Source organism: Actinosynnema pretiosum, assembly GCF_024171695.1.
Taxonomy (GTDB): Bacteria; Actinomycetota; Actinomycetes; order Mycobacteriales; family Pseudonocardiaceae; genus Actinosynnema; species Actinosynnema pretiosum.
Genome location: NZ_JAMTCF010000002.1, coordinates 308139 through 331387, shown reverse-complemented (window position 1 = coordinate 331387; position 23249 = coordinate 308139). Strand labels below are relative to the sequence as shown.

The following is a 23249-nucleotide window of genomic DNA, read 5'->3' as shown; positions in this document are numbered from 1 at the left end:
CCCGCTCACCCAACGCCGTCGCTCACCATCGGTGGTCGGCCGCCAGCCACCAGCCCTCGGTCACCGGAGTCCCCCGCCGCCCCTCCCCACCACACCCCTCCCCCATCCGCCACCTCACCCACCGCCCGTCCCCGAGTGGCGACCGGTGCGGTCAGGTGCCACCGTCGTTGCGCTGCCGCCGAGGAGGCCCCATGACCGAGCTGACCGAACCGCACCCGCAGGGCGCCCCCGCGTGGGTCGACATGATGACCGGCGACCGGGCGGGCGCCGCCGAGTTCTACGGCGGGTTGTTCGGCTGGGACTTCGAGCAGGTCGAGGCCGGGCGCACGCGGGCGCTGGTGCGGGGGAAGCCGGTCGCCGGGTTCACCGGGGTGCCGGACGACTCGCTGCTGCCCGTGGTCTGGACGACCTACTTCGCCACCGACGACCTGGACGACACGCTCGCCCTGCTCGTCGCGCACGGCGGCACGCAGCTCGGCCCGGCGTTCGACGCGGGCGCCGACGGCCGGGGCGCGCTCGCGGTCGACCCGACCGGCGCGGCGTTCGGGTTGTGGGAGGCGGGCACGCACATCGGGGCGCACGTGGTGCGCGAGCCGGGCGCGGTGTGGTGGAACGAGCTGGCCACCAGGGACGCGGCGGGCGCGGTCGAGTTCTACCGGGCGGTGCTCGGGCTGGAGCCGGACCCGGCTCCGGGGTCCGGCTACCAGCGGTTGTCGCTGGACGGGCAGGTGGTGGCCGGGGTGTTCAGCATGGACGACGCGGTCCCCGAGGGGATCCCGGCGCACTGGATGGCCTACTTCACCGTGCCCGACGCCGACCTGGCCGCGACGCGCGCCCGCGAGCTGGGCGGCGTGGTGGTGCACCCGGTGGTGGAGGTCCCGTTCGGGCGGTTCACCACGCTCGGCGACCCGTCCGGCGCGACGTTCCGGATCATCCAGCCACCGCCTTCACCCCGAGGCTGACCACCAGCGCGACCACGACGGTCAGGAACACCCGGCGCACGAACCCGGACCCGCGCCGCACGGCGAGCCTGGCCCCGACGACCGCGCCGCCCGCGTTGCACACCGCCATGACCGCGCCCAGTCCCCACAGGACCTTGCCCGCCGGGATGAAGTAGAGCAGCGCGCCGAGGTTCGTGGCCACGTTGACGATCTTGGCCGTGGCCGAGGCGGGCACGAACGCGAACCCGATCAGCCCGACCAGCAGGAACACCAGGAACGCCCCGGTGCCGGGCCCGGCGAGCCCGTCGTAGAAGCCGATCACCGCACCGCCGGTGGCCATCGCGGCGAGCTGGGCGGGACGGCTGAACCGGGGCCGGTCGGCGACGCCCAGCTCGGGCTTGCGCCAGGTGTAGAGACCGACGCCGAGCAGCGCGACGAGCACCACGGCGTTGAGCACGCCCGGTTCGAGGCTGCCCGCGAACGCCGCGCCGCCGACCGCGCCGACGAACGCCGCGAACGCCATCGGCAGGGCTGCGGCCCAGTCCACGGTGGTCTGCACGGTGTAGGTGCGCACGGCCGCGGCGGTGCCGACCACGGCGGCGACCTTGCTGGTCGCGAGCGAGTAGATCGGCTGCCCACCGGGCCCGATCAGCAGCATCGCGGGCAGCTGGATCAGCCCGCCACCGCCGACGACGGCGTCGACCGCGCCCGCGAGCGCGGCGGCGAGGCAGAGGAACAGCAGTCCGGCGAGGGACACGTGGCCGAATCCGGACCAGTCGAGCGGGGTCGTCACGGGCGCACGGTAACCGGACAGGTGTACGGCTACCTCAGTGGTGTGGTGCAGTTGACTCCTTACCGGCGCAGGTCACGGCACGTGGACCCGGATTGGGTGCGCACCGTGACCGTTTGCTACCGTTGTCGCCGCGTACCGCGCGGCATTCCGCCGTGGAGGAAACCCGCCAGCCAGGTCGAGCACCCCGCGAGGGACGCCGGATCACGGCCGGTGGAGCTGATCAACCAGCGCGGTGCGACCCCAAGACCGAGGAAAAGGTGGCTTTCGCATGGCGAACATCAAGTCCCAGCTCAAGCGGATCAAGACCAACGAGAAGGCGCGCCTGCGCAACAAGGCCGTCAAGTCGTCGCTGAAGACCGCGATCCGCAAGTTCCGCGAGGCCGCCGAGGCCGGTGACAAGGACAAGGCCCTCGCCCTGGTGCAGGACGCGTCCCGCAAGCTGGACAAGGCCGTGTCCAAGGGCGTGATCCACGCCAACCAGGCCGCGAACAAGAAGTCGGCCATGGCGAAGCGCGCCAACCAGATCTGATCCCCTCAGATCCGGCAGGCTGCGACCGCAGCGGCTGAACGGGCGCCGCACCCCACCGGGGTGCGGCGCCCGTCGCGTTGGCGGACACCGCAGTGCGGCGGACGGCTCGCACCAGCCGGTGGGCGGCCCATGCCAGCCGCAATTCATCTGCGTCAACGGGTTGCCCACGTCAGCAGCGGGCAGCCTGTGCCAGCGCTACCCGCCTCATCGCAGCGGTGGTGGGTTCTCGGTCAGCGCCGAGCGCCGCCGTGGGCCCGGACGATGTTGAGCACCGCCCGCTCCAGGGCGTAACCCGCGTCCGCCGCCATGCCCTTCACCTCGGCGTTCAGGTCGGCCACCACCGTCATCGCCCGCGCCAGGCCGTCGCCGTCCCAGCCGCGCACCTGCCCCTGAGCCTTCTTGATCTTCCACGGCGGCATCCCCAGCTCACCCGCCAGCTTGAACGGATCGCCCCGCCCCACCGCCGACACGCGCGCGACCGTGCGCACGGCGTCCGCCAGCGCGTCGGCCACCAGCACGTGCGGCACACCGAGCTGCAACGCCCACCGCAACGCCTCCAGCGCCCCCGCCCGGTCACCGACGACGGCCTTGTCCGCCACCGCGAACCCGGTCACCTCGGCCCGTCCCCGGTGGTACCGCCGGACCGCCTCCTCATCGATCTTGCCGTCGGTGTCGGCGACCATCTGGGACGCCGCCGCCGCCAGTTCGCGCAGGTCGGAGCCCACGGCCTCGATCAGCGCCCCGATCGCCGCCGGATCGGCCTTGCCACCGGCCGCGCGGATCTCGTTGCGCACGAACGCCTCGCGCTCCGGCGCCCTGGTGATCTTCGGGCACTCGGTCACCTCGGCCCCGGCCTTGCGCAGCGCGGCGGGCAGCTCCTTCGCCGCCTTGCTGCGCCCACCACCGGTGTGCACGACGACCAGCGTCACGCCCTCCGCAGGCGCCTTCACGTAGGAGATCACCGCGTCGGCGATCTCCTTGCTCGCCTCCTGCGCCGCCTCAAGCGCGATGACCCGCCCCTCCGCGAACAGCGACGGGCTGACCAACTCAGCGAGCTCGGGAGGCGTGAGGTCGCTCACCCGGACGCGGGTCAGATCGGCCTGCGAGTCGGCTTCGCGCGCGGCCACCAGTGCGGCGCGCACGGCCCGCTCGACCAGCAGTTCCTCGTCCCCGATCACCAACTGCACGCCAAGGCTCACCACCCGATCCTCCCACGCCGCCACCCCGCCCCCGGCCGCCCCGCCGGGTCCGCATGGTGGACGTCACTGGCCACGGGCCGGGAGCGTGCCGTACGTTCGCAGCACAACCGAATACCGCTCATCCAGAGGGGCAGAGGGATCGGCCCGAAGAAGCCCCGGCAACCTGTCACCAGTCGTCGACTGGGTGATCACGGTGCCAATTCCGACCCGCGCAAGCGGGAAAGATGAGGAGAACCTCGCGATGACCGCTGTCAGCAGCGCACCCTCGACCAGCACCTCCTTCGACCTCGGCCCCGCTCGGGCGCTGTCCTGTCGGGAGTGCGGCCACGAGACCCCGCTCGCCCCCGAGTACGCCTGCCAGGAGTGCTTCGGCCCCCTGGAAGTGGCCTACGACTTCGGCCGGATCCGGCGCGAGGACATCGAAGCCGGCCCCCGCTCCATCTGGCGCTACAAGGGCCTGCTCCCGGTCCCCCCGAACGTCTCCGCCCACCCGAACACCGAGCCCGGCGGCACCCGCCTCATCGAGGCGGACAACCTGGCCAAGGCGCTGGGCGTGCGCAAGCTGTGGGTCAAGGACGACACCGGCAACCCCACCCACTCGTTCAAGGACCGCGTCGTCGGCGTCGCGCTGGCCGCCGCCCGCGAACTGGGCTTCCGCGTGCTGGCCTGCCCGTCCACCGGCAACCTCGCCAACGCCGTCGCGGCCGCTGCGGCACGCGCGGGCTGGCAGTCGGTCGTGCTCGTTCCCTCCTCCCTGGAGCGGGCCAAGATCCTCATGTCCGCTGTGTACGACGGCTCGCTGATCACCATCGACGGCACCTACGACGACGTCAACCGGGTCGCCCAGGAGCTCGCCGCCGAGAACGAGGACTGGGCGTTCGTCAACGTCAACGTGCGCCCGTACTACGCCGAGGGCTCCAAGACCCTCGGCTACGAGGTCGCCGAGCAGCTCGGCTGGCGCCTGCCCGAGCAGATCGTCATCCCCATCGCCTCCGGCTCCCAGCTCACCAAGGTCGACAAGGCGTTCCGCGAGTTCGGCTCCCTCGGCCTGGTCGACGAGACCCCGTACCGCGTCTTCGGCGCGCAGGCCACCGGCTGCTCCCCCGTCGCGACCGCCTTCAAGGCGGGCCACGACACGGTCATCCCGGTCCGCCCGGACACCATCGCCCGCTCGCTGGCGATCGGCGCCCCCGCCGACGGCCCGTACGCCCTGGACAGCGTCCGCCGCACCGGTGGCGCCATCGAGGACGTCACCGACGAGGAGGTCGTCGAGGGCATCCGCCTGCTGGCCCGCACCGAGGGCGTCTTCGCCGAGACGGCGGGCGGCGTGACCGTCGCGACCGCGAAGAAGCTCATCGAGTCGGGCAAGCTCGACCCCGACGCCGAGACCGTCCTGCTGATCACCGGCGACGGCCTGAAGACCCTCGACGCCCTCGGCGACCGCGTGGGCCCGCGCGCCACCGTCGCCGCGAGCGCCGAGGCCGTCATCAACGCCCTCAAGGACTGAGCTCGGACCTTCGAGGTTCGAGGACCGAGCCCGAAGAGCCGAGCAGTCCCAAGCGCCGAACAAGCCCGCTTCGGGTGGGTTGGCACCGCCACGACGCCTCGTCCAAGGCGAGACCAACCCACCCGGCACGCGGCGCGCGACGGTCGCCACCGGTCACCAGCCACCGGACCGCCGGGAGCGGCACTCGGCTGCGGATCAGTTCACCCAGCACTCCTTTCCGCAGCAGCACTCCACCGTCGCACTTCCTGCGGCGGCGCTTCCTGGGACGGTGCTCCCCGCGTCACCGACCCGGCTCGTCGGTGGCCACGCGCTGAGCGGGTCGGCACGCGGCAACCCGGCCGTGCAGGCTCCCGCCGCGCAGGGCAGACCCGTGCACGGCGGGGTCGAGCGGCCGGTTCGCTGCGCACCGTCCACTCCGCGCTCCGGACCCCACTTCGCCCTGGAACCGGTGTCCGGACCGCGTGGGCGTTCCCGATCACCGGTCCTCGGCAGCGGGATGCCTGACAAGGGGATGCCCAGTCGCGGGGTGCGGGGCGGGGCTCCCCGGCAGTCGGTCACCGGAGTTCGTCCGAGGTGCGCAGCCAGCCGGTCCTGGGGAACTTCTCCAGGCCCGACAGCACGTGCGGCCCCACCGGTTCGGTGCGGACCCGCCACGCGGTCAGCCGTTGCGGCCACGGCACCCGTTCCTTGAGCTGGTTGTACGGGTGCGCGTGCCAGGCCTCCGGCGGGAAGTTCAGCTCCTCGTCGAACAGCTCGTCCGCCACGAGGCGGTAGGCGTCGTCCAGCGAGTCGACCTGGGTGGGGCCCAGGAAGGCCTGCACGGTCGCCTTCGCCACCACGCCCCTGCGCCCGCCGTCGAGCTTCTCGCACACGTAGTAGGCGAACGACGGCCGCAGCGCTTCGGTCGGCCACGGCTCGGCGTGGTAACCGGGCTGCCACAGCGCCCAGCCGAGCGCGCCGTCGTGGTGGTTCGGCATCCAGTCGCCGTGCAGCCGGACCCAGGTCTCGTTGGTGGTGCCCACGGTTCGTCCTCTCAGTTGTCCAGACCCGCGCGTCCGCGCGGGTCGTGCGATCTGCCCCGCCTCACGGGGGCAGCGGGTCGCCCCGGCGGGCGACCCTGGTCCCCGGCCCACCGCCGAGCACGGCGGTGTCGCCGTCCCGGTCGGTGCGCAGGACCAGCGCGCCCCGCAGGGCCAGCGCGTCGAGCAGCACGCCGCTGGGGTGGCCGTAGCGGTTGCCCGCGCCGACGCTGACCAGCGCAACGCTCGGCCGCACCGCCTCCAGGAACGCGGGCGAGGTGGCCCGTGCGCCGTGGTGCGGCACCTTCAGCACGTCGGCCCGCAGGTCGACGCCCCCGTCGAGCAGCTCCGCCTGCGCGGCCAGCTCGACGTCACCGGTCAGCAGCACCCGTCCGGCCGCGGTGGTGGCCCGCAGCACGAGCGAGGCGTTGTTGACCGCCGTGTTCGTGTCCTCCACCGGGCCCGCGCGCGGACCCAGCACCTCCAACCGCAGACCCGGCCAGTCCAGGAGCTGACCGGCCGTCAGCTCCAGCACGGCCACCCCGGCGGACCTGGTCCGCGCGACGACCTCGGCCCACGCCCAGCCCGGCATCCGGGCCGGACCGACCGCCACCGCGCCCACCTCCCGCTCGGCGAGCACCTCGGCCAGCCCGCCGATGTGGTCGGCGTGCAGGTGGCTGAGCACCACCAGCGGGATGCGCCGCACCCCCAGCCGCCGCAGGCAGCCGAGCACCGGCACCGGGTCGGGACCGGTGTCGACCAGGACCGCGCGGCCCCGTTCGGCCGTCGCCAGCAGCACGGCGTCGCCCTGGCCGACGTCGCAGGCGATGACCGACCAGCCGGACGGCGGCCACCTCGGCGCGACCACGTCCAGCGGCACCAGGACCAGCCCGGCGCCGAGCACCAGCGCGACCAGCAGCGCCCGCAACCGCTTGAGCCGCAGCAGCGCCCACCCGACCACCAGCGCGACGGCCAGCAGCGCGCCACCGGTCCAGCCGCCCGGCCAGCGCACCGAGGCGCCGGGCACCTCGCTCGCGTGCCTGGCCACGGTCACCAGCCACGACACCTCCGGACCCGCCAGGTGCACGGCCAACCGCGCCGCCCCGGTGTGCACCTGGGCGAGCACCGCAGCCGCGACGCCGAGCACGGTCGCGGGCGCCACGACCGGCGCGACGACCAGGTTCGCCAGCACCGCCACCAGGCTCACCTCGCCGGACAGCCCGGCCACCAGCGGCGCGGTGGCCAGGTGCGCGGCCACCGGCACCGCCAGCGCCTCGGCGATCCCACGCGGCACGCCCCGGTCCCGCATGGCCTCGGCCCAGCGGGGCGCCAGCAGCACCAGCGCGGCGGTCGCCGCCACGGACAGCCCGAACCCCGGCGCCACCGCGAGCGCGGGGTCGTGCAGGACGAGGAGGACCACGGAGGCCGCCAGCGCGGGCAGCGCCGACCGCTCCCGCCCCAGCACGAGCGCGAGCAGCGCGATCGCGCCCATGACCGCCGCCCGCAGCACGCTCGGCTCGGCGCCCGCCAGCACCACGAACCCGACCAGCGCCGCCATCGCGCCCGCCGCGCACGTCCTCGGCCCCGCGCCCACCGCCCGCAGCACGAGCAGCACGGCCCCGCACAGGATCGCCAGGTTCGCCCCGCTCACGGCGAGCAGGTGGGACAGGCCGGAGGTGTGGAACTCGTGGTCCACCCTGGGCAGCACGCCGTCCGTGTCACCGACGACCAGCGCGGGCAGCAGACCCGCCGGTTCCGGGTCGAGCGCGGTGCTCGCCTCGCGCAGCCCGGCCCGCAGCGACTCGGCCGCGCGCTGCCAGACCGGGGCGGCTCCGACCTCCGAGGGCGGGCCGCGCACGCGCAGCAGCGCCACGGTCAGCTCGCCCTCGCGGGCCGGGGCGAGCGAGCCCCGCGCGGTGACCAGCTGTCCGGGCAGCAGGTCCCGCCACCGCTTCGCGGGCGCCAGGAGCAGGACCTGACCGCCGTCGTCCAGTTCCGCGCGCACGAGCACCGAGTCGACACCGCCCTGCTTGGCCGCGAACCCGGTGGAGCGCAGACCGCGCGGGCGGTCCACCACCTCCACCCGGAGCTCCGCCGCCTCGGCCCGCGCTGCGGCGGCCCGCAGCGGGTGGTGCTCGGCGGCGTGGAGGGGCGGGGTCAGCCAGCAGGCCGCGATCGGGCCGGTGACGAGCAGCGCGAGCGCGGCCGGTCGGCACCGGCGGAGCAGCACGAGCGCGAGGAGCGTCGTGACCACCACGACGGCGATCACCGCCCACCACGTCCACAGCAGACCGCACAGCACGGCCAGCCACACCGCGAGCGCGGCGGGGACGAGATGGGCTCTCGGGTCGGCGAGCGCCTTCCACGGGAATGCCACGACTACCTCCGGGAGGAACGAGTTGAGCGGAGAGGGAACGGGAGAGCGCGGAACCGGCTGGGCCGAACGTCGGGGAACGGGCCTGCTCGGGGCAGGCGGGCGATGAAGGAGGGCAGGCTGGATCAGCCCGTGCGGGAACGAGCCGTCGGGCGGTGCGGCTGCCACGGGTGGCGGTGGGTCCGGTGTGGGCGGTTGTCCGCGACGCGGCGGGGGCCGGTCAGACGCGGATCAGGTCGGTGAGCTTCGCGAGCTTGCTCCCGCCGATCCCCTCCACCTCCCCCAACTGCTGGACCGAGGCGAACCGCCCGCGTCGCGCCCGGTGGTCGACGATGCGCTGCGCGGTCACCGGACCGACCCCTGGCAGGGCGTCCAGCTGCTCGACCGTCGCGGTGTTGATGTTGACCGGCGCGGGCGGCCCGGTCCCACCGCCCACCGCAGGGGGCACCCCGACCGCGATCTGCTCGCCGTCGGTGACCTTGCGGGCCAGGTTCAGCCCGGTCAGCGACGCCCCCGGTTTCACCCCGCCCGCCCGGCTGAGCACGTCGGCGACCCGCGCCCCGTCCTCGACGGTGACCAGGCCGGGCGCGTGCACCTCCCCGGCCACGTCGACCACCAGCACCGGGGGCGCGGCGCTGCTCGACGTGGCCTCGGCGACCGGCAGCACCGGCACCTGCTCCACCACCGCCTCGCGCCCACCGGCGGCGAGCACGGCCGCCAGCGCGGCCCCGGCCCCGGCCACGCCCAGCACCGCGACCCGCCGCCGGTGGTGCGCGGCGGAGGGCAGCAGCTGGCGCAGCCTGAGCAGCAGCCCCGGCGGGTCGACGCCGCCTTCCGAGGTGGCGAACACGACCGTCGGCGCGTCCTCGGACCGGTGCTTGCCCGGTGGGTCCGCCATCAGGGTGCGGAGCCGGTCGGAGGAGTCCTTGTCCTTCACGTGGTTGTCGAACACGGAATCGACGCTAGGTCCGGGTGGGCAAGGGGAACCAGCGACGAACTCGGGATCTGTGGACAACTCGGAGCCTGTGGAGAACTCCCGCGCGTCCGGGCAAAAACGTGCTAAGCGAACCCGCCCGGCAGCACCACGATCCCCAGCACGCCGGGCCCGGTGTGCGCCCCGATCACGGCCCCGACCTCGGAGATCAGGCACCCGGACGATCCCGGAACCCGCTCGTCCAGCAGCGCGGCCAGCTCCACGGCCCGCTCCGGCGCGGCCAGGTGGTGCACCGCCAAGGACACCGGTCCGCTCCCGGCGGCGGCAGCGGCCAGGTCGACCAGCCGCGCGGCGGCCCGCCCCGCGGTGCGCACCTTCTCCAGCGGCACGAGCCTGCCGTCCTCGACGTGCAGCAGCGGCTTCACCGCCAACGCCGTCCCCAGCAGCGCGGCCGTGGTCCCGATCCGCCCGCCCCGGCGCAGGTGCTCCAGGGTCTCGACGCAGAAGAACACCCTGACCCGCTCGGCCGCCGAGGTCGCGGCCCGCTCGGCCAGGTCCAGGTCGGGACCGGCAGCGGCGGCGGCCAGCGCGGCGAACCCCAGCCCCATCGCGGTGGCCCGCGAGTCGACCACCCGCACCTTCACCGGGTCGACCTGCGCGGCGGCCAGCCGGGCGGCCTCCCAGGTCCCGGACAGCGCGCGCGACAGGTGCACCGACAGCACCCCGTCGGCCCCGCCCTCCAGCAGCTCCCGGTACACCTCGGCCAGCTCCTGGGGCGTGGCGCGCGACGTGGTGACCCTGCGGCGCTCGCCGAGCGCGGCGGTCAGCTCCCGAGGCCCGAAGTCGACCCCGTCGAGCCTGCTCCTGCCGTTCACCGACACGTGCAGCGGGACTACCCGGATCCCGCGCGAGGCCGCGAAGCCGTCCGGCAGGTAAGCGGTGGAATCGGTGACGATCGCAAGGGCCACGGCTGCCGAGACTACGGGCCGCCCGGCGACTCCCGCCGCACGGATGCGGCCTCGACCAAGGCCGCCATCGCGGTCCCGACCGCCCGGTGCGACTCCCAGCCCCAGTGCATCCCGTCCGGGTTGCCCAGCCCGTCCCGCAGGTGCGCCCCGACCAGCGCAGGGACGTCCAGCAGCGGCACCCCGTCGGCCGAAGCCCACTCCCGCACCGCCCGCTCCCCCGCCGCGCGCCCGGTGTGCACGTTCGCGTACAGCGGCGACCGGTGCACCGAGGGCACCATCCCCACGGCGGGCAGCCCCGGCCGGAACTGCCGGACGGCGCGCAGCGAGTCCGACAGGTAGCGCCTGGTCAGCGCGGGCGGCAGCGCGACCGGACGGCCGCCGGTCGCGCGGGCCAGCGCGGGCTGGGCGGCCCGGTAGAGCGCGCGGGCGCGCCGCCGCAGCCCGTCCGGCCGCAGGTAGCGCAGCCCCTGCCGCAGGTAGGTCGGTAGGGGCGAGGGCAGCGTGTCCATGTGCCCCACGGCCAGCACGAGCACGTCGGTGCGCGGCAGCAGCGCCCACACCCTCGGGTCTCCGGTGAGCGCCCACCAGGCGTCGCGGGCGGTCCACCCGAACCCGGCGACCAGCTCGGCCCGCCCGCCCAGCGCGGCGGCGGCCACGTTCGGCCACAGCCCTGGGTCGTCGGCGGGCAGCGGCCCCGAGGGGCCGTGGAAGGTGAGCGAGTCGCCGAGGACGAGCAGTCTCACCTGGTGGTTCCGGCGTTGTACGACGACAGCCGCCACCGGGGGTCGCCGCCGGGTCGGCGGGTGAACACCGTCCAGTGGCAGTTGCTGATGCCGCCGAGCAGCCCCCAGCGGTCCACCGGCAGCTCCAGCAGCCTGCCGGTGAGCGAGCTGATCAGCCCGCCGTGGGCGCACAGCAGCGCCGTGCCGTCGGTCTCCGCGTCGACCTCGGCGACCACCTCGGCGGCCCGGTCGGCCACCTCCACGCGCGCCTCGCCGTCGGGCGGGGAGATCGTGCCGTCGAAGCGCCACGCGCCGAGCGCGCCGGGCCACTCGGCCTCGATCTCGTCGACGGTCAGGCCCTGCCACTTGCCCAGCCGCGTCTCGCGCAGCCGGGCGTCGATGCGCAGGGGCACGCCGGTGGCCTCGGTGAACACGGTCGCGGTGTCGCGCGCCCTGCGCAGGTCCGAGGCCACCACCAGCTCGGGTGCGAACGCGGTGAGCACCGGGACCGCGAACCGGGCCTGGTTCCACCCGGTCTCGGTCAGCTCCGAGTCGAGGTGGCCCTGCATCCGGCCGGTCGCGTTGTAGTCGGTCTCACCGTGCCGCCACAGCACGAGCCGGGAGAGCGTCATGCCCGGTCGACCTCGTCGGCGGCAGCCTCCCCGGTGCTGCTCGCGGTGGTGTCCTCGCCGGTGGCGTCCTCGTCCGGGGACGAGGGGCCCGCGTCGAACTCGATCCTCGGGCAGTCCTTCCACAGCCGCTCCAGGCCGTAGAAGCTGCGCTCCTCCGAGTGCTGGACGTGCACCACGAGGTCCACGAAGTCGAGCAGGACCCAGCGGCCCTCGCGGGCGCCCTCCCTGCGGACCGGCTTGCGCCCCGCCTCGCGGAGCTTCTCCTCGACGCCGTCCACGATCGCGCCGACCTGCCGCTCGTTGGGAGCGGAGGCGATCACGAAGCAGTCGGTGATGACCAACTGCTCGGACACGTCGAGGAGGATCACGTCGTGCGCCTTCTTGTCGGACGCCGCGCTCGCGGCGACCAGCGCCAACCGTCGTGCCTCGTCGGTGGCTGCCACGTTTCTCCTCATCACCTCGGCGGGAACTGGTGCGCCCGCACGAGTCAATGAGGGTACCTGCGTCCCGGCCCGCTCCGGCACCGAGTAACGCCGGACCGGGCGCAGGTCACGCCGGGGGCGGGGTTCAACCGGGCAGCGAGTAGAGACCGCGCTTGGAGATGTACTGCACGACCCCGTCCGGCACGAGGTACCAGACGGGCAGCCCGTCGGCGGTGCGGTCGCGCACGGCGGTGGAGGAGATGGCCATGGCGGGGACCTCGACGAGGCTGACCGCGCCGGGCGGCAGGTGCTTGTCGTCCAGGGTGTAGCCCGGCCGGGTGACGCCGATGAAGTGGGCGAGCCCGAAGGCCTCGTCGGCGTGGTGCCAGGACAGGATCTGCTCCAGGGCGTCCGCGCCGGTGATGAAGAACAGGTCGTCGTCGGGGTGCGCGGCCTTCAGGTCGGACAGGGTGTCGACCGTGTAGGTGGGGCCCGCGCGGTCGATGTCGACGCGGCTGACCGAGAAGCGCGGGTTCGACGCCGTGGCGATGACCGTCATGAGGTAGCGGTCCTCGGCGGCGCTGACCTCCCTGGCGGACTTCTGCCACGGCCTGCCGGTGGGCACGAAGACGACCTCGTCCAGGTCGAACCTGGCCTGGACCTCGCTGGCCGCGACGAGGTGACCGTGGTGCACCGGGTCGAAGGTGCCACCCATGACGCCTATGCGACGCTTGGACATGAGTGGTCAGCGTAGTTCCGGTCAGCCGTTCGGCCCGGTACGCGCGTCACTTGATCGGGTGACGTTCCCCACGGTCAGTCCTGTGGTGCGACGACCTCGCCGCCCTGGTCGCGCACCAGGATCGCCTCGACGGGGCAGGACTCGGCGGCGTCCACGACGTCGTCGGCCGGCTCGACCGGGGACGCGAGCGGCGCGGCCCTGCCGTCGTCCAGCCGGAAGTGGCCCGCGGCGATGGCTGCGCACATCCCCGAACCGATGCAGGTGTCCCGGTCGACCTCGACGCTCCACTCGGGCACGGCTACCACCGCACCGGCAGGTGCTGCGGGCCGCGCACCAGCCTGCCCCGCTTGAACACCGCCTCACCAGCGGGTTCGAGGCCGGGGAAGCGCGCCAGCAAGGTCCCGATCGCGACCTGGAGCTCCACCCTGGCGAGCTGGGCGCCGACGCAGTGGTGCACGCCGTGGCCGAACGCGACGTGCGGGTTGGCCGCACGGTGGAAGTCGATCTCGTGGGGCCGCTCGAACACCTCGGGGTCCCGGTTGCCGCTCGGGATGTCCACGAACACCGCCGCGCCCTTCGGCACGGTCACGCCGCTCAGCTCGACGTCCTCGGTGGCGATGCGCGGGAACCCGGCCGAGCCCCCCAGCGGGGTGAACCGCAGCAGCTCCTCCACCGCCTTGGGCACGAGCGCGGGGTCGGCGCGCAGCTCGGCCATCCGGTCGGGGTTGGCCAGCAGGGTGTGGGTGAAGTTGGCGATCTGGTTGGCCGTGGTCTCGTGCCCGGCGGCGAGCAGCGTGACGCCGAAGGTGACCACCTCGGTCGCGGTGAGCGAGCCGCCGCCGTCGTGGGCGGTCACCAGGTCGGTGAGCACGTCGTCACCGGGGTGGGCGCGCTTGTCCTCGACCAGCCCGGCGATGTACTCGCGCAGCGACTGGGCCGCGGCGAGCACCTCGTCGGGGGTGAACGCGGTGATCGACATCGCGGCGTCGGACCAGGTCCGGAACCGGTCGCGGTCAGCGACCGGGACGCCGAGCATCTCGCAGATGATCGTGATCGGCAGCGGGAGGGCGAGCGCCTCGACCACGTCGGCGGGCGGCCCCTGCTCCTCCATGGCGTCCAGCAGGCCGTCCACGATCTCCTGGGTCCTGGCGCGCAGCAGCTCGGTGCGGCGGGCGGTGAAGCCCTTGGCGACCAGCTTGCGCAACCGGGTGTGGTCCGGCGGGTCCATGGTGAGGATGTTGGCCTCGGTGCGGTGCAGCGGGAACGCCCTCGGCAGGTCGGCGCCTAACTCCAGGGTGGCCGCGCGGCTGAACCTCGGGTCGCCCAGGACGGTCTTGACGTCCCCGTGCCGGGTGACGAGCCAGGCGTCGCCGCCGTAGGGCAGCCGGACCCGGGAGACCGGTTCCTGCTGCTGCAACCGGAGCGCGGTCGGGTCGGGCCTGAGCTCGACGGCCTCGTTGAACGGGTAGTTGCGGACCTCCACCAGGCACCCCCGGACGCGAGCGGTTGCTGTCGCCCGACAGTAGGCAGTCGACTACCGAGGGTCAACCACATTCGGCGGTCCCCGGCGGCTGGGCGCCGCCGGGGGTCGCGTCCCGCTCAGGACGAGGGCCGGATGTGCCCCTCGCCCCAGACCAGCCACTTCGAGGAGGTCAGTTCGGCCAGTCCCATCGGGCCCCTGGCGTGCAGCTTCTGCGTGGAGATGCCGATCTCCGCGCCCATGCCGAACTCGCCGCCGTCGGTGAACGCGGTGGAGGCGTTGACCATGACCGCCGCCGCGTCGACCCGCTTGGTGAACAGCCTGGCCGCGCGCACGTCGTCGGTCACGATGGCCTCGGTGTGGCCGGAGCCGTGCGCGGCGATGTGCGCGACGGCCTCGTCCAGCGAGCCGACGACGCGCGCCGCGATGTCCATCGACAGGTACTCGGTGTCCCAGTCCTCGTCGGCGGCGGCCACGACGCCCTCGCCCGCGAAGCCCTCGCCGCCGTGCACGGTCACGCCCGCGGCCTGGAGCGCGGCGGTGATCCTGGGGACGAACTCGGCGGCCACGTCCGCGTGCACCAGCAGCGACTCGGCCGCGTTGCACACGCTGGTGCGGCGGGTCTTGGAGTTGAGCACGATCCGCTCGGCCGAGTCCAGGTCGGCGGCGGCGTCCACGTACACGTGGCAGTTGCCGACGCCGGTCTCGATCGCGGGCACGGTCGCCTGCTGCACGACCGCGTTGATCAGGCCGGACCCGCCGCGCGGGATCACCAGGTCGACCAGGCCGCGCGCGGTGATCAGGTGGGTGACCGAGGCGCGGTCGTGGGACGGCAGCAGCTGCACGGCGTCGGCGGGCAGGCCGGTGGACTCCAGGGCGTCGCGCAGGATCGCGACCAGCGCGGCGTTGGAGTGCTCGGCGGAGGAGGAGCCGCGCAGCAGGGCCGCGTTGCCGGACTTGAGCGCCAGGCCCGCGGCGTCGACGGTGACGTTCGGGCGGGCCTCGTAGATCATGCCGACGACGCCCATCGGGACGCGGACCTGCCGCAGCTCCAGGCCGTTCGGCAGGTTCGAGCCGCGCAGCACCTCGCCGACCGGGTCGGCCAGGCCCGCGACGGTCTCCAGACCGGCCGCGACGCCCTCGATCCTGGCCTCGGTGAGGGTGAGGCGGTCGAGGATGTTCTCCGGGGTGCCCCCGGCCCGGCCGGACTCGACGTCCTTGGCGTTGGCCTCCAGCACCTCGCTCGCGCGGGCGCGCAGCGCGGAGGCCATCTCCAGCAGCGCGGCGTCCTTGCGCTCGCGGGTGGCCAGCACCAGCTCGTCCGCGGCGACACGGGCCCGACGAGCCGCCGCGTGCACCTGTTCCCGCAGGTCATCAGTCACGCGACCCAGGTTACTTTCACCCGATCGAGATTGTCGTCGGGGTTATCGACCATAGATTCGCCAAAGGTCCCGTCTGGAATGGTTCCCCCCATGGACGACAACGCGCTCCGCGCACTGGCGGAGGAGAGGCTCAGGGCACTGGCGGGTCCGGGCGCCGTGCTGCGCGAGGACCAGTGGACGGCGATCCACGCGCTGGTGGCCCTGCGCAGGCGGGCGCTGGTCGTCCAGCGCACGGGGTGGGGCAAGTCGGCGGTCTACTTCATCGCCACCGCGCTGCTGCGCTCGCTGGGCGAGGGGCCGACGGTGATCGTGTCCCCGCTGCTGGCGCTGATGCGCAACCAGGTCGACGCGGCGGCGCGGGCGGGCGTGCACGCGGCGACGATCAACTCGGCGAACACGGACGAGTGGCAGGACGTCCAGGAGCGGGTGGCGGCGGGCGAGGTCGACGTGCTGCTGGTGTCGCCGGAGCGGTTGAACAACCCGGACTTCCGGGACACCGTGCTGCCGTCGCTGACCGCGTCGGCCGGGCTGCTGGTGGTGGACGAGGCGCACTGCATCTCCGACTGGGGGCACGACTTCCGGCCGGACTACCGGCGGCTGCGCACGCTGCTGACCGAGCTGCCCGCCGGGGTTCCGGTGCTGGCGACCACGGCCACGGCCAACGACCGGGTGGTGCGGGACGTGACCGAGCAGCTGGGGCTCGGCGCGGGTTCCGACGCGCTGGTGCTGCGGGGGCCGCTGGACCGGGAGAGCCTGCGGCTGGCGGCGGTGCGGCTGCCCACGGCCGAGGCGCGGCTGGCGTGGTTGGCCGAGCGGCTGGCCGAGCTGCCGGGGTCGGGGATCGTGTACGCGCTGACGGTCGCGGCGGCGGACGACGTGGCGGCGTTCCTGCGCGAGCGCGGGTACGAGGTGGTGGCGTACTCGGGGCGGACGGACCCGGCGGAGCGGCAGCGGGCCGAGGAGGACCTGCTGGCCAACCGGGTGAAGGCGCTGGTGGCGACCTCCGCGCTGGGCATGGGGTTCGACAAGCCGGACCTGGGGTTCGTGGTGCACCTGGGCGCGCCGCCGTCGCCGATCGCGTACTACCAGCAGATCGGCCGTGCCGGGCGCGGGGTGGAGCGGGCGGAGGCGCTGCTGCTGCCGGGGCCGGAGGACCGGGACATCTGGGCGTACTTCGCGTCGCTGGCGTTCCCGCCGGAGCGGGTGGTGCGGCAGGTGCTGGCGGCGCTGACCGACGAACCCCGGTCCACGGCCGCGCTGGAACCGGTGGTGGAGCTGTCGCGCACCCGGTTGGAGGTGGTGCTGAAGGTGCTCGACGTCGACGGCGCGGTGCGGCGGGTGCGCGGCGGGTGGGTCGCGACGGGGCGGCCGTGGGAGTACGACGAGGAGCGGTACGGGCGGATCGAGCGGGCCAGGCAGGCCGAGCAGCGGGCGGTGCTCGACTACCTGGACACCGAGGGCTGCCGGATGGAGTTCCTGCTGCGCCAGCTCGACGACCCGCACGCCGCGCCGTGCGGCCGGTGCGACAACTGCACGGGGCAGCGGGTGTCGGCGGCGGTGTCGGAGGGCGCGGCGACGGCGGCGCGGGAACGGCTGCTGCGACCGGGCGTGGACGTGGCGCCGCGCAAGATGTGGCCGACCGGCATGGCGTCGGCGGGGGTGTCGCTGTCGGGGCGCATCCCGGCGGGCGAGCAGGCGGCGACCGGGCGGGCGCTGGGCAGGCTGACGGACATCGGGTGGGGCAACCGCTTGCGCTCGCTGTTCGCCGAGGGCGACCGGGAACTGCCGGACGAGGTGTTCCAGGCGTGCGTGCAGGTGCTGTCGGCGTGGGGCTGGGAACGGCGGCCGGTGGGGGTCGTGTCGGTGGGGTCGCGGTCACGGCCGGAGCTGGTGGACAGCTTCGCGCGGCGGATCTCGGAGGTGGGCAGGCTGCCGCAGCTGGGGACGGTGTGGCTGGGGTCGGCGGTGCGCCGGGCGAACAGCGCGCAACGCCTGGCGGGGTTGGTGTCGGCGTCGCGGGTGCCGGACCTGAGCGGCGTGGACGGCCCGGTGCTGCTGGTGGACGACCAGGTCGACACGGGCTGGACGATGACGGTGGCGGCCCGACTGCTGCGCGGGGCGGGGGCGCCGGAGGTGCTGCCGTTCGCGCTGGCGGTGACGGCGTGAGGGCGGGGTGGGGCCGGGGACGGGGGTGAGCTGAGGCGGGCGAGGGGGAGGCGACGCCCCCACGCATGTGTGGAGAACGCCGCGCAAGCAGCCGAGATCCAGAGCGACGCGGGAGCACCCCGCGCGCGGGGAGGACTCGCGCAGGTCGTACGCCTGCCACTCCCACTCCGCCCCCCGCGTGCACGGGGAGAACTCGGCGAGCTTCTCGGCCCACTTCTGGAGCTGGGGAGCACCCCGCGTGCGCGGGAAGACTTCTCGTCAAGGCTGTGCGCCCGGAGGGCGCTCGGAGCACCCCCGCATGCGCGGGGAAGACCTCCGAGGCGGCGGCGTGCCGCTGACCGTGGGCGGAGCACCCCCGCGTGCACGGGGAAGACTCGGCCAAGTCGAAGTTCAAGGCCCTGCAGCAGGGAGCACCCTCGCGTGCACGGGGAAGACACTTTTTGACCTGCCGTTTTGCCGGTCGAAACAGTGTTGTGCATTCACTCAGCTCGCCGCCAGTCCGAACTTCGGGTGGGGGGCGTTCTGATGGGTGACGTGTCCGGGTGGTGTGTTCGGGAGCGCGTGGCGGGGTGGGCTGGGCAGCGGTAGTGGTGGAGGGGTGACTGGAGGGGCTGCGGCGGCGGGTGGGGGCGGGTGGGCCTTCGTGTTGCGGACTGAGCGGTTGGTGTTGCGGCGGTTCAGTGCTGAGGACGCTGGGGCGTTGTCCGCCTATCGGTCTGATCCTGAGGTGGCTCGGTACCAGTCTTGGGATCCGCCTGTGCCGTTGTCACGGGCTCTGCTGCTCGCGGACGAGATGGGTGAGGCCGATCCCGGGGTGCCGGGGTGGTTTCAGTACGCCGTGGTGCTCGACGGGGAGTTGGTCGGGGACATCGGGGTGCACCTGCACGAGGACCTGCGCAACGCCGACATCGGGTACACGTTCGCTCGGTCGCACCAGGGGAAGGGGTATGCGAGCGAGGCTGTCGCGCGGGTGTTGGAGGACCTGTTCACCGTGCGCGGGGTGGAGGAGGTCGGGGCCGAGTGCGACTCGCGGAATGTCGCCTCGGCGAAGTTGGTGGCGCGGTTGGGGTTCCGGTTGGTGGAGCGGGTCGAGCAGGCCGAGTGGTTCAAGGGGGAGTTGATCGACAGCCTGGTGTTCCGGTTGTCGGCTTGGGAGTGGCGGCGGAACAGGGGTGGGCGGTTGGGCTGAGGGCGGTTGGGGATTGGGGCGGCTGGGGTCACTCGTCTTGGCGGAGGTCCGCACGTCGGGCTTTCCGGTCGGCGGGGAGGTGTGCCAAGGTCCGGAGATGGGTGAGTCGGGCGGCGCCGGTGGTGGTGTGCGGCATCGGTTACCGGTGCGCAAGTTGGTCGCGGCCAGTGCCGGTAACGCGATCGAGTGGTTCGACTGGACGGTGTACGCCACGTTCAGCATCTACTTCGCCACCCAGGTGTTCCCGGCGTCGGACGAGCGGCTCGCGCTGATCAACACGTTCGCCACCTACGCGCTCGCGTTCTTCTTCCGGCCGCTCGGCGGCTACCTGCTCGGGCGGTTCGCGGATCTGCGCGGGCGGAAGACCGCGATGTTGCTGAGCATCGTGCTCATGGCGGGCGGGTCGCTCGCGATCGCTCTGCTGCCGACGTACGCGCAGGTCGGGTGGCTCTCCCCGGCCCTGCTGCTGCTCGCCCGCATCGCCCAGGGGCTCTCGCTGGGCGGTGAGGTGTCCAACGCGTCCGCTTACCTCGCCGAGATCGCGCCCGCCGACCGGCGCGGGCGGTACTCGGCGTTCTTCTACATCTCCACCGGGTGCGCGCTGCTCGCCGCTTCGCTGCTCGGGTTCGTGCTGGCCAGGGTGCTCACCGCCGCGCAACTCGCCTCGTTCGGGTGGCGCGTGCCGTTCCTGATCGGGGCGGTGCTGGGGCTGGTCGGGTTGTGGCTCAGGCGCAGCTTGGAGGAGACCGAGCACTTCGCCCGCAACCGCGACAAGGCCGTCTCGTTGCGCAGGCCGCTGCTGACGACGTTGCGGGAGCACCCGGCGGCGGTGGGCAGGCTCGTCGGGTTCAGCACGGCCTCGACGCTCTGCTACTACACGTTCTTCAGCGCGCTGACCCCGTTCGCGGTCAAGACCAGGGGCGCCGACGCGGGTGACGTGTTCCTCGCGCTGTCGGTCGGCACCGTGCTGTTCGTGGCGCTCCAGTACCCGATGGGGGCGCTGTCCGACCGGATCGGGCGCAGGCCGCAGATGTTGGTGTGGACGGGGCTCACGGCGGTGGGCGTGGTGCCGCTGTCCGCGCTGATCGGGCCGGGGATCGGTGGGCTGCTCGTGGTGTTCTGCGCGGGGCTGGGGCTGTACGCGGCGATGACGTCCATCGCGCCCGCCGTGATGAGCGAGCTGTTCCCCACCGAGCTGCGCGGGCTGGGCATCGGCGCCTGGTACAACCTGACCGTCGCCCTGTTCGGCGGCACCGCGCCACTGGTGATCAACGTGCTGACCGGGACCCAGTTCTTCTGGTACGTCGCGGTGGGGGCAGGGCTCGCGTTCCTGGTCGTGCTCACCCTGCCCGAGACCAGGGGCAGCACGCTGCGCTAGGCAGCACGCGCACCAGAACAGGCACGGGCGCCGGGCAGGCACAGCCGCCGGACGGGCAGCGGCACCGGAACCAGCACGGGCACCAAGACCAGGCGGGCAGCGGGACAGGCCCAAGCACGGCGGCCAAGAACAGGCGGGCAGCAGCGCCAGCGAGGGCCAGGTCGTCAGCGGCACCAGCACGAGAGCCAGGTCGTCAGCGGCACCGGCACTGGGCGGTTCAGGGAGCCGGAACCGGCACGAGCACCCGTGCTAAGCGGTCAGCGGTACCAGGTCGTCCGCGTGCACGACCTCGCGGCGCTGTTCCGGGGGGAGTTCGCCGCTGGAGTGGCCGATCAGGGCGGGCAGCTCGGTCGCGTCGAACGCCACCACTCCCCTGGCCACCACGGCACCCGCCGGGTCGACCAGCTCCACCACGTCGCCCGCCTCGAACGCGCCCTCCACCGCCGTGACGCCCGCCGCGAGCAGCGAGCGGCGGCGGGTGACCACGGCCGTGACCGCGCCCGCGTCCAGGAACAGCTTGCCGGTCGCCGCCGAGGCGTGGCCGAGCCAGAAGCGGCGGGCCGACAGCCTCGTGCCGGTCGCCGTGAACGCGGTGCCCACGTCCGCCGCGCTCAGCGCGCGCGTCGCGTCCGCCGCGCCCGCCAGCAGCACCGGGATGCCCGCCGACGCGGCCAACCGCGCCGCCGCCAGCTTGGAGGCCATGCCGCCGGTGCCCAGGCCCGACGCGCCGACCGAGCCCGCGCGCACGCCGTCCACGTCGGACGGTCCGGTCACCTCGGGCACCCGCTGGGCGCCGGGCAGCCTCGGGTCGCCGTCGTAGAGCGAGTCCACGTCGGACAGCAGGAACAGCGCGTCCGCCCCGACCAGGTGCGCCACCAGCGCGGCCAGGCGGTCGTTGTCGCCGAACTTGATCTCGGCGGTGGCCACGGTGTCGTTCTCGTTCACCACGGGCACCGCGCCCAGCGCCAGCAACCGGGAGAAGGTGCGCTGCGCGTTGCGGTAGTGCGCGCGCCGCACCACGTCCTCGGCGGTGAGCAGCACCTGCCCGACGGTCAGGTCGTACCGGCCGAACGAGTTCGCGTACGCGTGCGCCAGCGCCAGCTGCCCGACGCTCGCGGCGGCCTGCTGCGTCGCCAGGTCCCTCGGCCGCCGGGTGATGCCCAGCGGGGCCAGACCAGCCGCGATGGCGCCGGACGACACCAGCACCACCTGGCCACCGGCCGCCCGCCGCGCGGCGACCGCGTCGACCAGCGCGTCGAGCCTCGACCGGTCCAAGCCGCCCTCGGCGGTGGTCAGCGAGGACGACCCGACCTTCACAACGACCCTGCCTGCGGCGGCGACCGCCTGCCTGGCCTGGGACAGCACCACCGAACCGGTCACGCTCACGAGTCCTCTTCGAGGTCTTCCACCCAGTCGCCGTACGAGCCGGGCAGCCTGCGGGCCTTCTTCGCGGCGAGCCGCTCACCGGCGCCGACGCGGTTGCTGGGCTCCAGACGGGCGTCCGTGCCGCGCCCGGTGAGGGCCGCAGCGGCGATGCCCGCGGGCGTGGACGGCTCCCAGTCGAACACCAGGTCGCCGATGGTGACCTGCGCGCCGGGCACCGCGCCCATCTTGATGAGCACGTCCTCGACGCCGAGCCGCGCGAGCCGGTCGCCCAGGTAGCCGACGGCCTCGTCGTTGCTGAAGTCGGTCTGCTTGATCCACCGCAGGGGGCGCTCGCCCCGCACGATGAAGCCGCCTTCCTCCTCCGGGTCCTCGACGACGGTGAAGCCCTGGTCGTCGATCGCGGTCGGCCGCAGCACGATCCGGGTGGACTCCTGCACCGGCCGCGAGGCCCGGTACTCCTCGACCACGCGGGCCAGCGCGAACGTCAGCTCGCGCAGCCCCTCGCGGGTGGCGGTGGAGATCTCGAACACCGGCAGGCCACGCGCCTCGACGTCCGCGCGGACGATCTCGGCCAGGTCCCGCGCCTCCGGCACGTCGATCTTGTTGAGCACCACGACGCGCGGGCGCTCCGCCAGGTCCTTGGACAGCGACGGCGTGTACTGGGCCAGCTCGGTCTCCAGCGCGTCGATGTCGGACAGCGGGTCGCGGTTGTCCTCGTACGTCGCGCAGTCCACGACGTGCACCAGCACCGCGCAGCGCTCGATGTGCCGCAGGAAGTCCAGGCCGAGGCCCTTGCCCTCGGACGCGCCGGGGATCAGGCCGGGCACGTCGGCCATGGTGAACACGGTCGCGCCTGCGGTGATCACGCCCAGGTTCGGGACGAGCGTGGTGAACGGGTAGTCGGCGATCTTCGGCTTGGCCGCGGACAGCACCGAGATCAGCGACGACTTGCCCGCCGACGGGAACCCGAGCAGGCCGACGTCCGCGACGGACTTCAGCTCCAGCACCAGGTCCTGCGACTCGCCGGGCTCGCCGAGCAGCGCGAAGCCGGGCGCCTTGCGGGCCTTGGACGCGAGCGAGGCGTTGCCGAGGCCGCCGCGACCGCCCCTGGCGGCGATCAGGCGGGTGCCCTCGCCGACCAGGTCGGCGACGACCTCGCCGTCCTCGGTCATCACGACCGTGCCGTCCGGGACGCGCAGCTCCAGGTCGGCGCCGTTCGCGCCGTCCCGGTTCGCGCCCGCGCCGGACTTGCCGCTGCCCGCGCTGGCGTGCGGGCGGAAGTGGAAGTCCAGCAGGGTGTGCACCTGCGAGTCGACGACCAGGACGACGTCGCCGCCCTTGCCGCCGTTGCCGCCGTCGGGGCCGCCGAGGGGCTTGAACTTCTCCCGGTGCACCGAGGCGCAGCCGTGGCCGCCGTCACCGGCAGCCGCGTGGATGACCACCCGGTCGACGAAGCGGGACACCGAGAATCACTTCCTTGCTTCTTGAG

General features: G+C 73.8%; 21 protein-coding genes and 1 riboswitch. Of the genes, 6 read left to right on the top strand and 15 right to left on the bottom strand.

Features of this window, described 5'->3' with window-relative positions; all coding sequences use genetic code 11:
* Window positions 1–191 precede the first annotated feature (191 nt).
* Window positions 192–962, top strand: coding sequence for a VOC family protein (locus LV78_RS04735; protein ID WP_253843490.1), 771 nt, complete (start codon window positions 192–194; stop codon window positions 960–962).
* Here the strand turns inward: LV78_RS04735 and LV78_RS04730 are convergent.
* A complete protein-coding gene (locus LV78_RS04730; RefSeq protein ID WP_253843489.1) occupies window positions 931–1734 on the bottom strand; it encodes a TSUP family transporter in 804 nt (267 codons plus the stop codon). The two genes, LV78_RS04735 and LV78_RS04730, sit on opposite strands and share 32 nt — an antisense overlap.
* A gap of 268 nt (window positions 1735–2002) precedes the next feature.
* Here LV78_RS04730 and rpsT point away from each other — a divergent pair, with 268 nt between their 5' ends.
* Window positions 2003–2263 (top strand): 30S ribosomal protein S20, encoded by a 261-nt coding sequence (gene rpsT, locus LV78_RS04725; RefSeq protein WP_015800049.1) that lies wholly within the window; start codon window positions 2003–2005, stop codon window positions 2261–2263.
* Window positions 2264–2493: 230 nt separating this feature from the next.
* On the opposite strand, the gene holA is transcribed toward rpsT, so the two are convergent.
* Complete coding sequence (holA, locus tag LV78_RS04720; protein ID WP_253843488.1) at window positions 2494–3462, bottom strand: DNA polymerase III subunit delta; 969 nt, start codon at window positions 3460–3462, stop codon at window positions 2494–2496.
* Window positions 3463–3577: 115 nt separating this feature from the next.
* A riboswitch (SAM riboswitch) is annotated at window positions 3578–3693 on the top strand.
* Window positions 3694–3703: 10 nt separating this feature from the next.
* On the opposite strand from holA, the gene thrC reads away from it, so the two are divergent.
* The gene (thrC, locus tag LV78_RS04715; protein WP_253843487.1) at window positions 3704–4969 is read left to right on the top strand and encodes a threonine synthase; all 1266 of its coding nucleotides are present in this window, start codon (window positions 3704–3706) and stop codon (window positions 4967–4969) included.
* A gap of 554 nt (window positions 4970–5523) precedes the next feature.
* Here thrC and LV78_RS04710 read toward each other — a convergent pair.
* The 11 genes from LV78_RS04710 to LV78_RS04660 form a co-directional block, all read right to left on the bottom strand.
* Window positions 5524–5991, bottom strand: coding sequence for a hypothetical protein (locus LV78_RS04710; protein ID WP_253843486.1), 468 nt, complete (start codon window positions 5989–5991; stop codon window positions 5524–5526).
* Window positions 5992–6052: 61 nt separating this feature from the next.
* Window positions 6053–8365 (bottom strand): DNA internalization-related competence protein ComEC/Rec2, encoded by a 2313-nt coding sequence (locus tag LV78_RS04705; RefSeq protein WP_253843485.1) that lies wholly within the window; start codon window positions 8363–8365, stop codon window positions 6053–6055.
* Window positions 8366–8582: 217 nt separating this feature from the next.
* The gene (locus tag LV78_RS04700; RefSeq protein WP_253843484.1) at window positions 8583–9314 is read right to left on the bottom strand and encodes a ComEA family DNA-binding protein; all 732 of its coding nucleotides are present in this window, start codon (window positions 9312–9314) and stop codon (window positions 8583–8585) included.
* Between the two features lie 107 nt (window positions 9315–9421).
* Window positions 9422–10264 (bottom strand): DegV family protein, encoded by an 843-nt coding sequence (locus LV78_RS04695; RefSeq protein ID WP_253843483.1) that lies wholly within the window; start codon window positions 10262–10264, stop codon window positions 9422–9424.
* Window positions 10265–10275: 11 nt separating this feature from the next.
* On the bottom strand, window positions 10276–11007 hold the full coding sequence (gene octT / locus LV78_RS04690; protein WP_253843482.1) for a diglucosylglycerate octanoyltransferase: 732 nt from the start codon (window positions 11005–11007) through the stop codon (window positions 10276–10278).
* On the bottom strand, window positions 11004–11618 hold the full coding sequence (locus LV78_RS04685) for a histidine phosphatase family protein (RefSeq protein ID WP_253843481.1): 615 nt from the start codon (window positions 11616–11618) through the stop codon (window positions 11004–11006). The genes octT and LV78_RS04685 overlap by 4 nt, the downstream gene beginning before the upstream one ends.
* Entirely contained in the window at window positions 11615–12061 is a 447-nt protein-coding gene (rsfS, locus tag LV78_RS04680) for a ribosome silencing factor (RefSeq protein WP_253843480.1), read from the bottom strand. The genes LV78_RS04685 and rsfS overlap by 4 nt, the downstream gene beginning before the upstream one ends.
* Before the next feature lie 124 nt (window positions 12062–12185).
* On the bottom strand, window positions 12186–12779 hold the full coding sequence (gene nadD / locus LV78_RS04675; protein ID WP_253843479.1) for a nicotinate-nucleotide adenylyltransferase: 594 nt from the start codon (window positions 12777–12779) through the stop codon (window positions 12186–12188).
* Between the two features lie 74 nt (window positions 12780–12853).
* Window positions 12854–13075 (bottom strand): ferredoxin, encoded by a 222-nt coding sequence (locus tag LV78_RS04670; RefSeq protein WP_253843478.1) that lies wholly within the window; start codon window positions 13073–13075, stop codon window positions 12854–12856.
* Window positions 13076–13077: 2 nt separating this feature from the next.
* On the bottom strand, window positions 13078–14262 hold the full coding sequence (locus LV78_RS04665; RefSeq protein ID WP_253843477.1) for a cytochrome P450: 1185 nt from the start codon (window positions 14260–14262) through the stop codon (window positions 13078–13080).
* A gap of 116 nt (window positions 14263–14378) precedes the next feature.
* Window positions 14379–15641, bottom strand: a complete 1263-nt coding sequence (locus tag LV78_RS04660) for a glutamate-5-semialdehyde dehydrogenase (RefSeq protein ID WP_253843476.1) — start codon at window positions 15639–15641, stop codon at window positions 14379–14381.
* Between the two features lie 90 nt (window positions 15642–15731).
* On the opposite strand from LV78_RS04660, the gene LV78_RS04655 reads away from it, so the two are divergent.
* The 3 genes from LV78_RS04655 (at window position 15732) to LV78_RS04645 (ending at window position 20374) form a co-directional block, all read left to right on the top strand.
* Window positions 15732–17807: a RecQ family ATP-dependent DNA helicase gene (locus tag LV78_RS04655; protein ID WP_253843475.1), complete on the top strand. Its 2076-nt coding sequence runs from the start codon at window positions 15732–15734 to the stop codon at window positions 17805–17807.
* A 529-nt stretch (window positions 17808–18336) separates the two neighbouring features.
* Window positions 18337–18996 (top strand): GNAT family N-acetyltransferase, encoded by a 660-nt coding sequence (locus LV78_RS04650; RefSeq protein ID WP_308208675.1) that lies wholly within the window; start codon window positions 18337–18339, stop codon window positions 18994–18996.
* A gap of 97 nt (window positions 18997–19093) precedes the next feature.
* Complete coding sequence (locus LV78_RS04645) at window positions 19094–20374, top strand: MFS transporter (protein WP_253843474.1); 1281 nt, start codon at window positions 19094–19096, stop codon at window positions 20372–20374.
* 249 nt (window positions 20375–20623) lie between these two features.
* Here LV78_RS04645 and proB read toward each other — a convergent pair whose 3' ends face one another.
* Both proB and obgE read right to left on the bottom strand, forming a co-directional pair.
* Complete coding sequence (gene proB, locus LV78_RS04640; protein WP_253843771.1) at window positions 20624–21736, bottom strand: glutamate 5-kinase; 1113 nt, start codon at window positions 21734–21736, stop codon at window positions 20624–20626.
* Between the two features lie 20 nt (window positions 21737–21756).
* Window positions 21757–23223 (bottom strand): GTPase ObgE, encoded by a 1467-nt coding sequence (gene obgE / locus LV78_RS04635; protein ID WP_253843473.1) that lies wholly within the window; start codon window positions 23221–23223, stop codon window positions 21757–21759.
* Window positions 23224–23249: the final 26 nt, after the last annotated feature.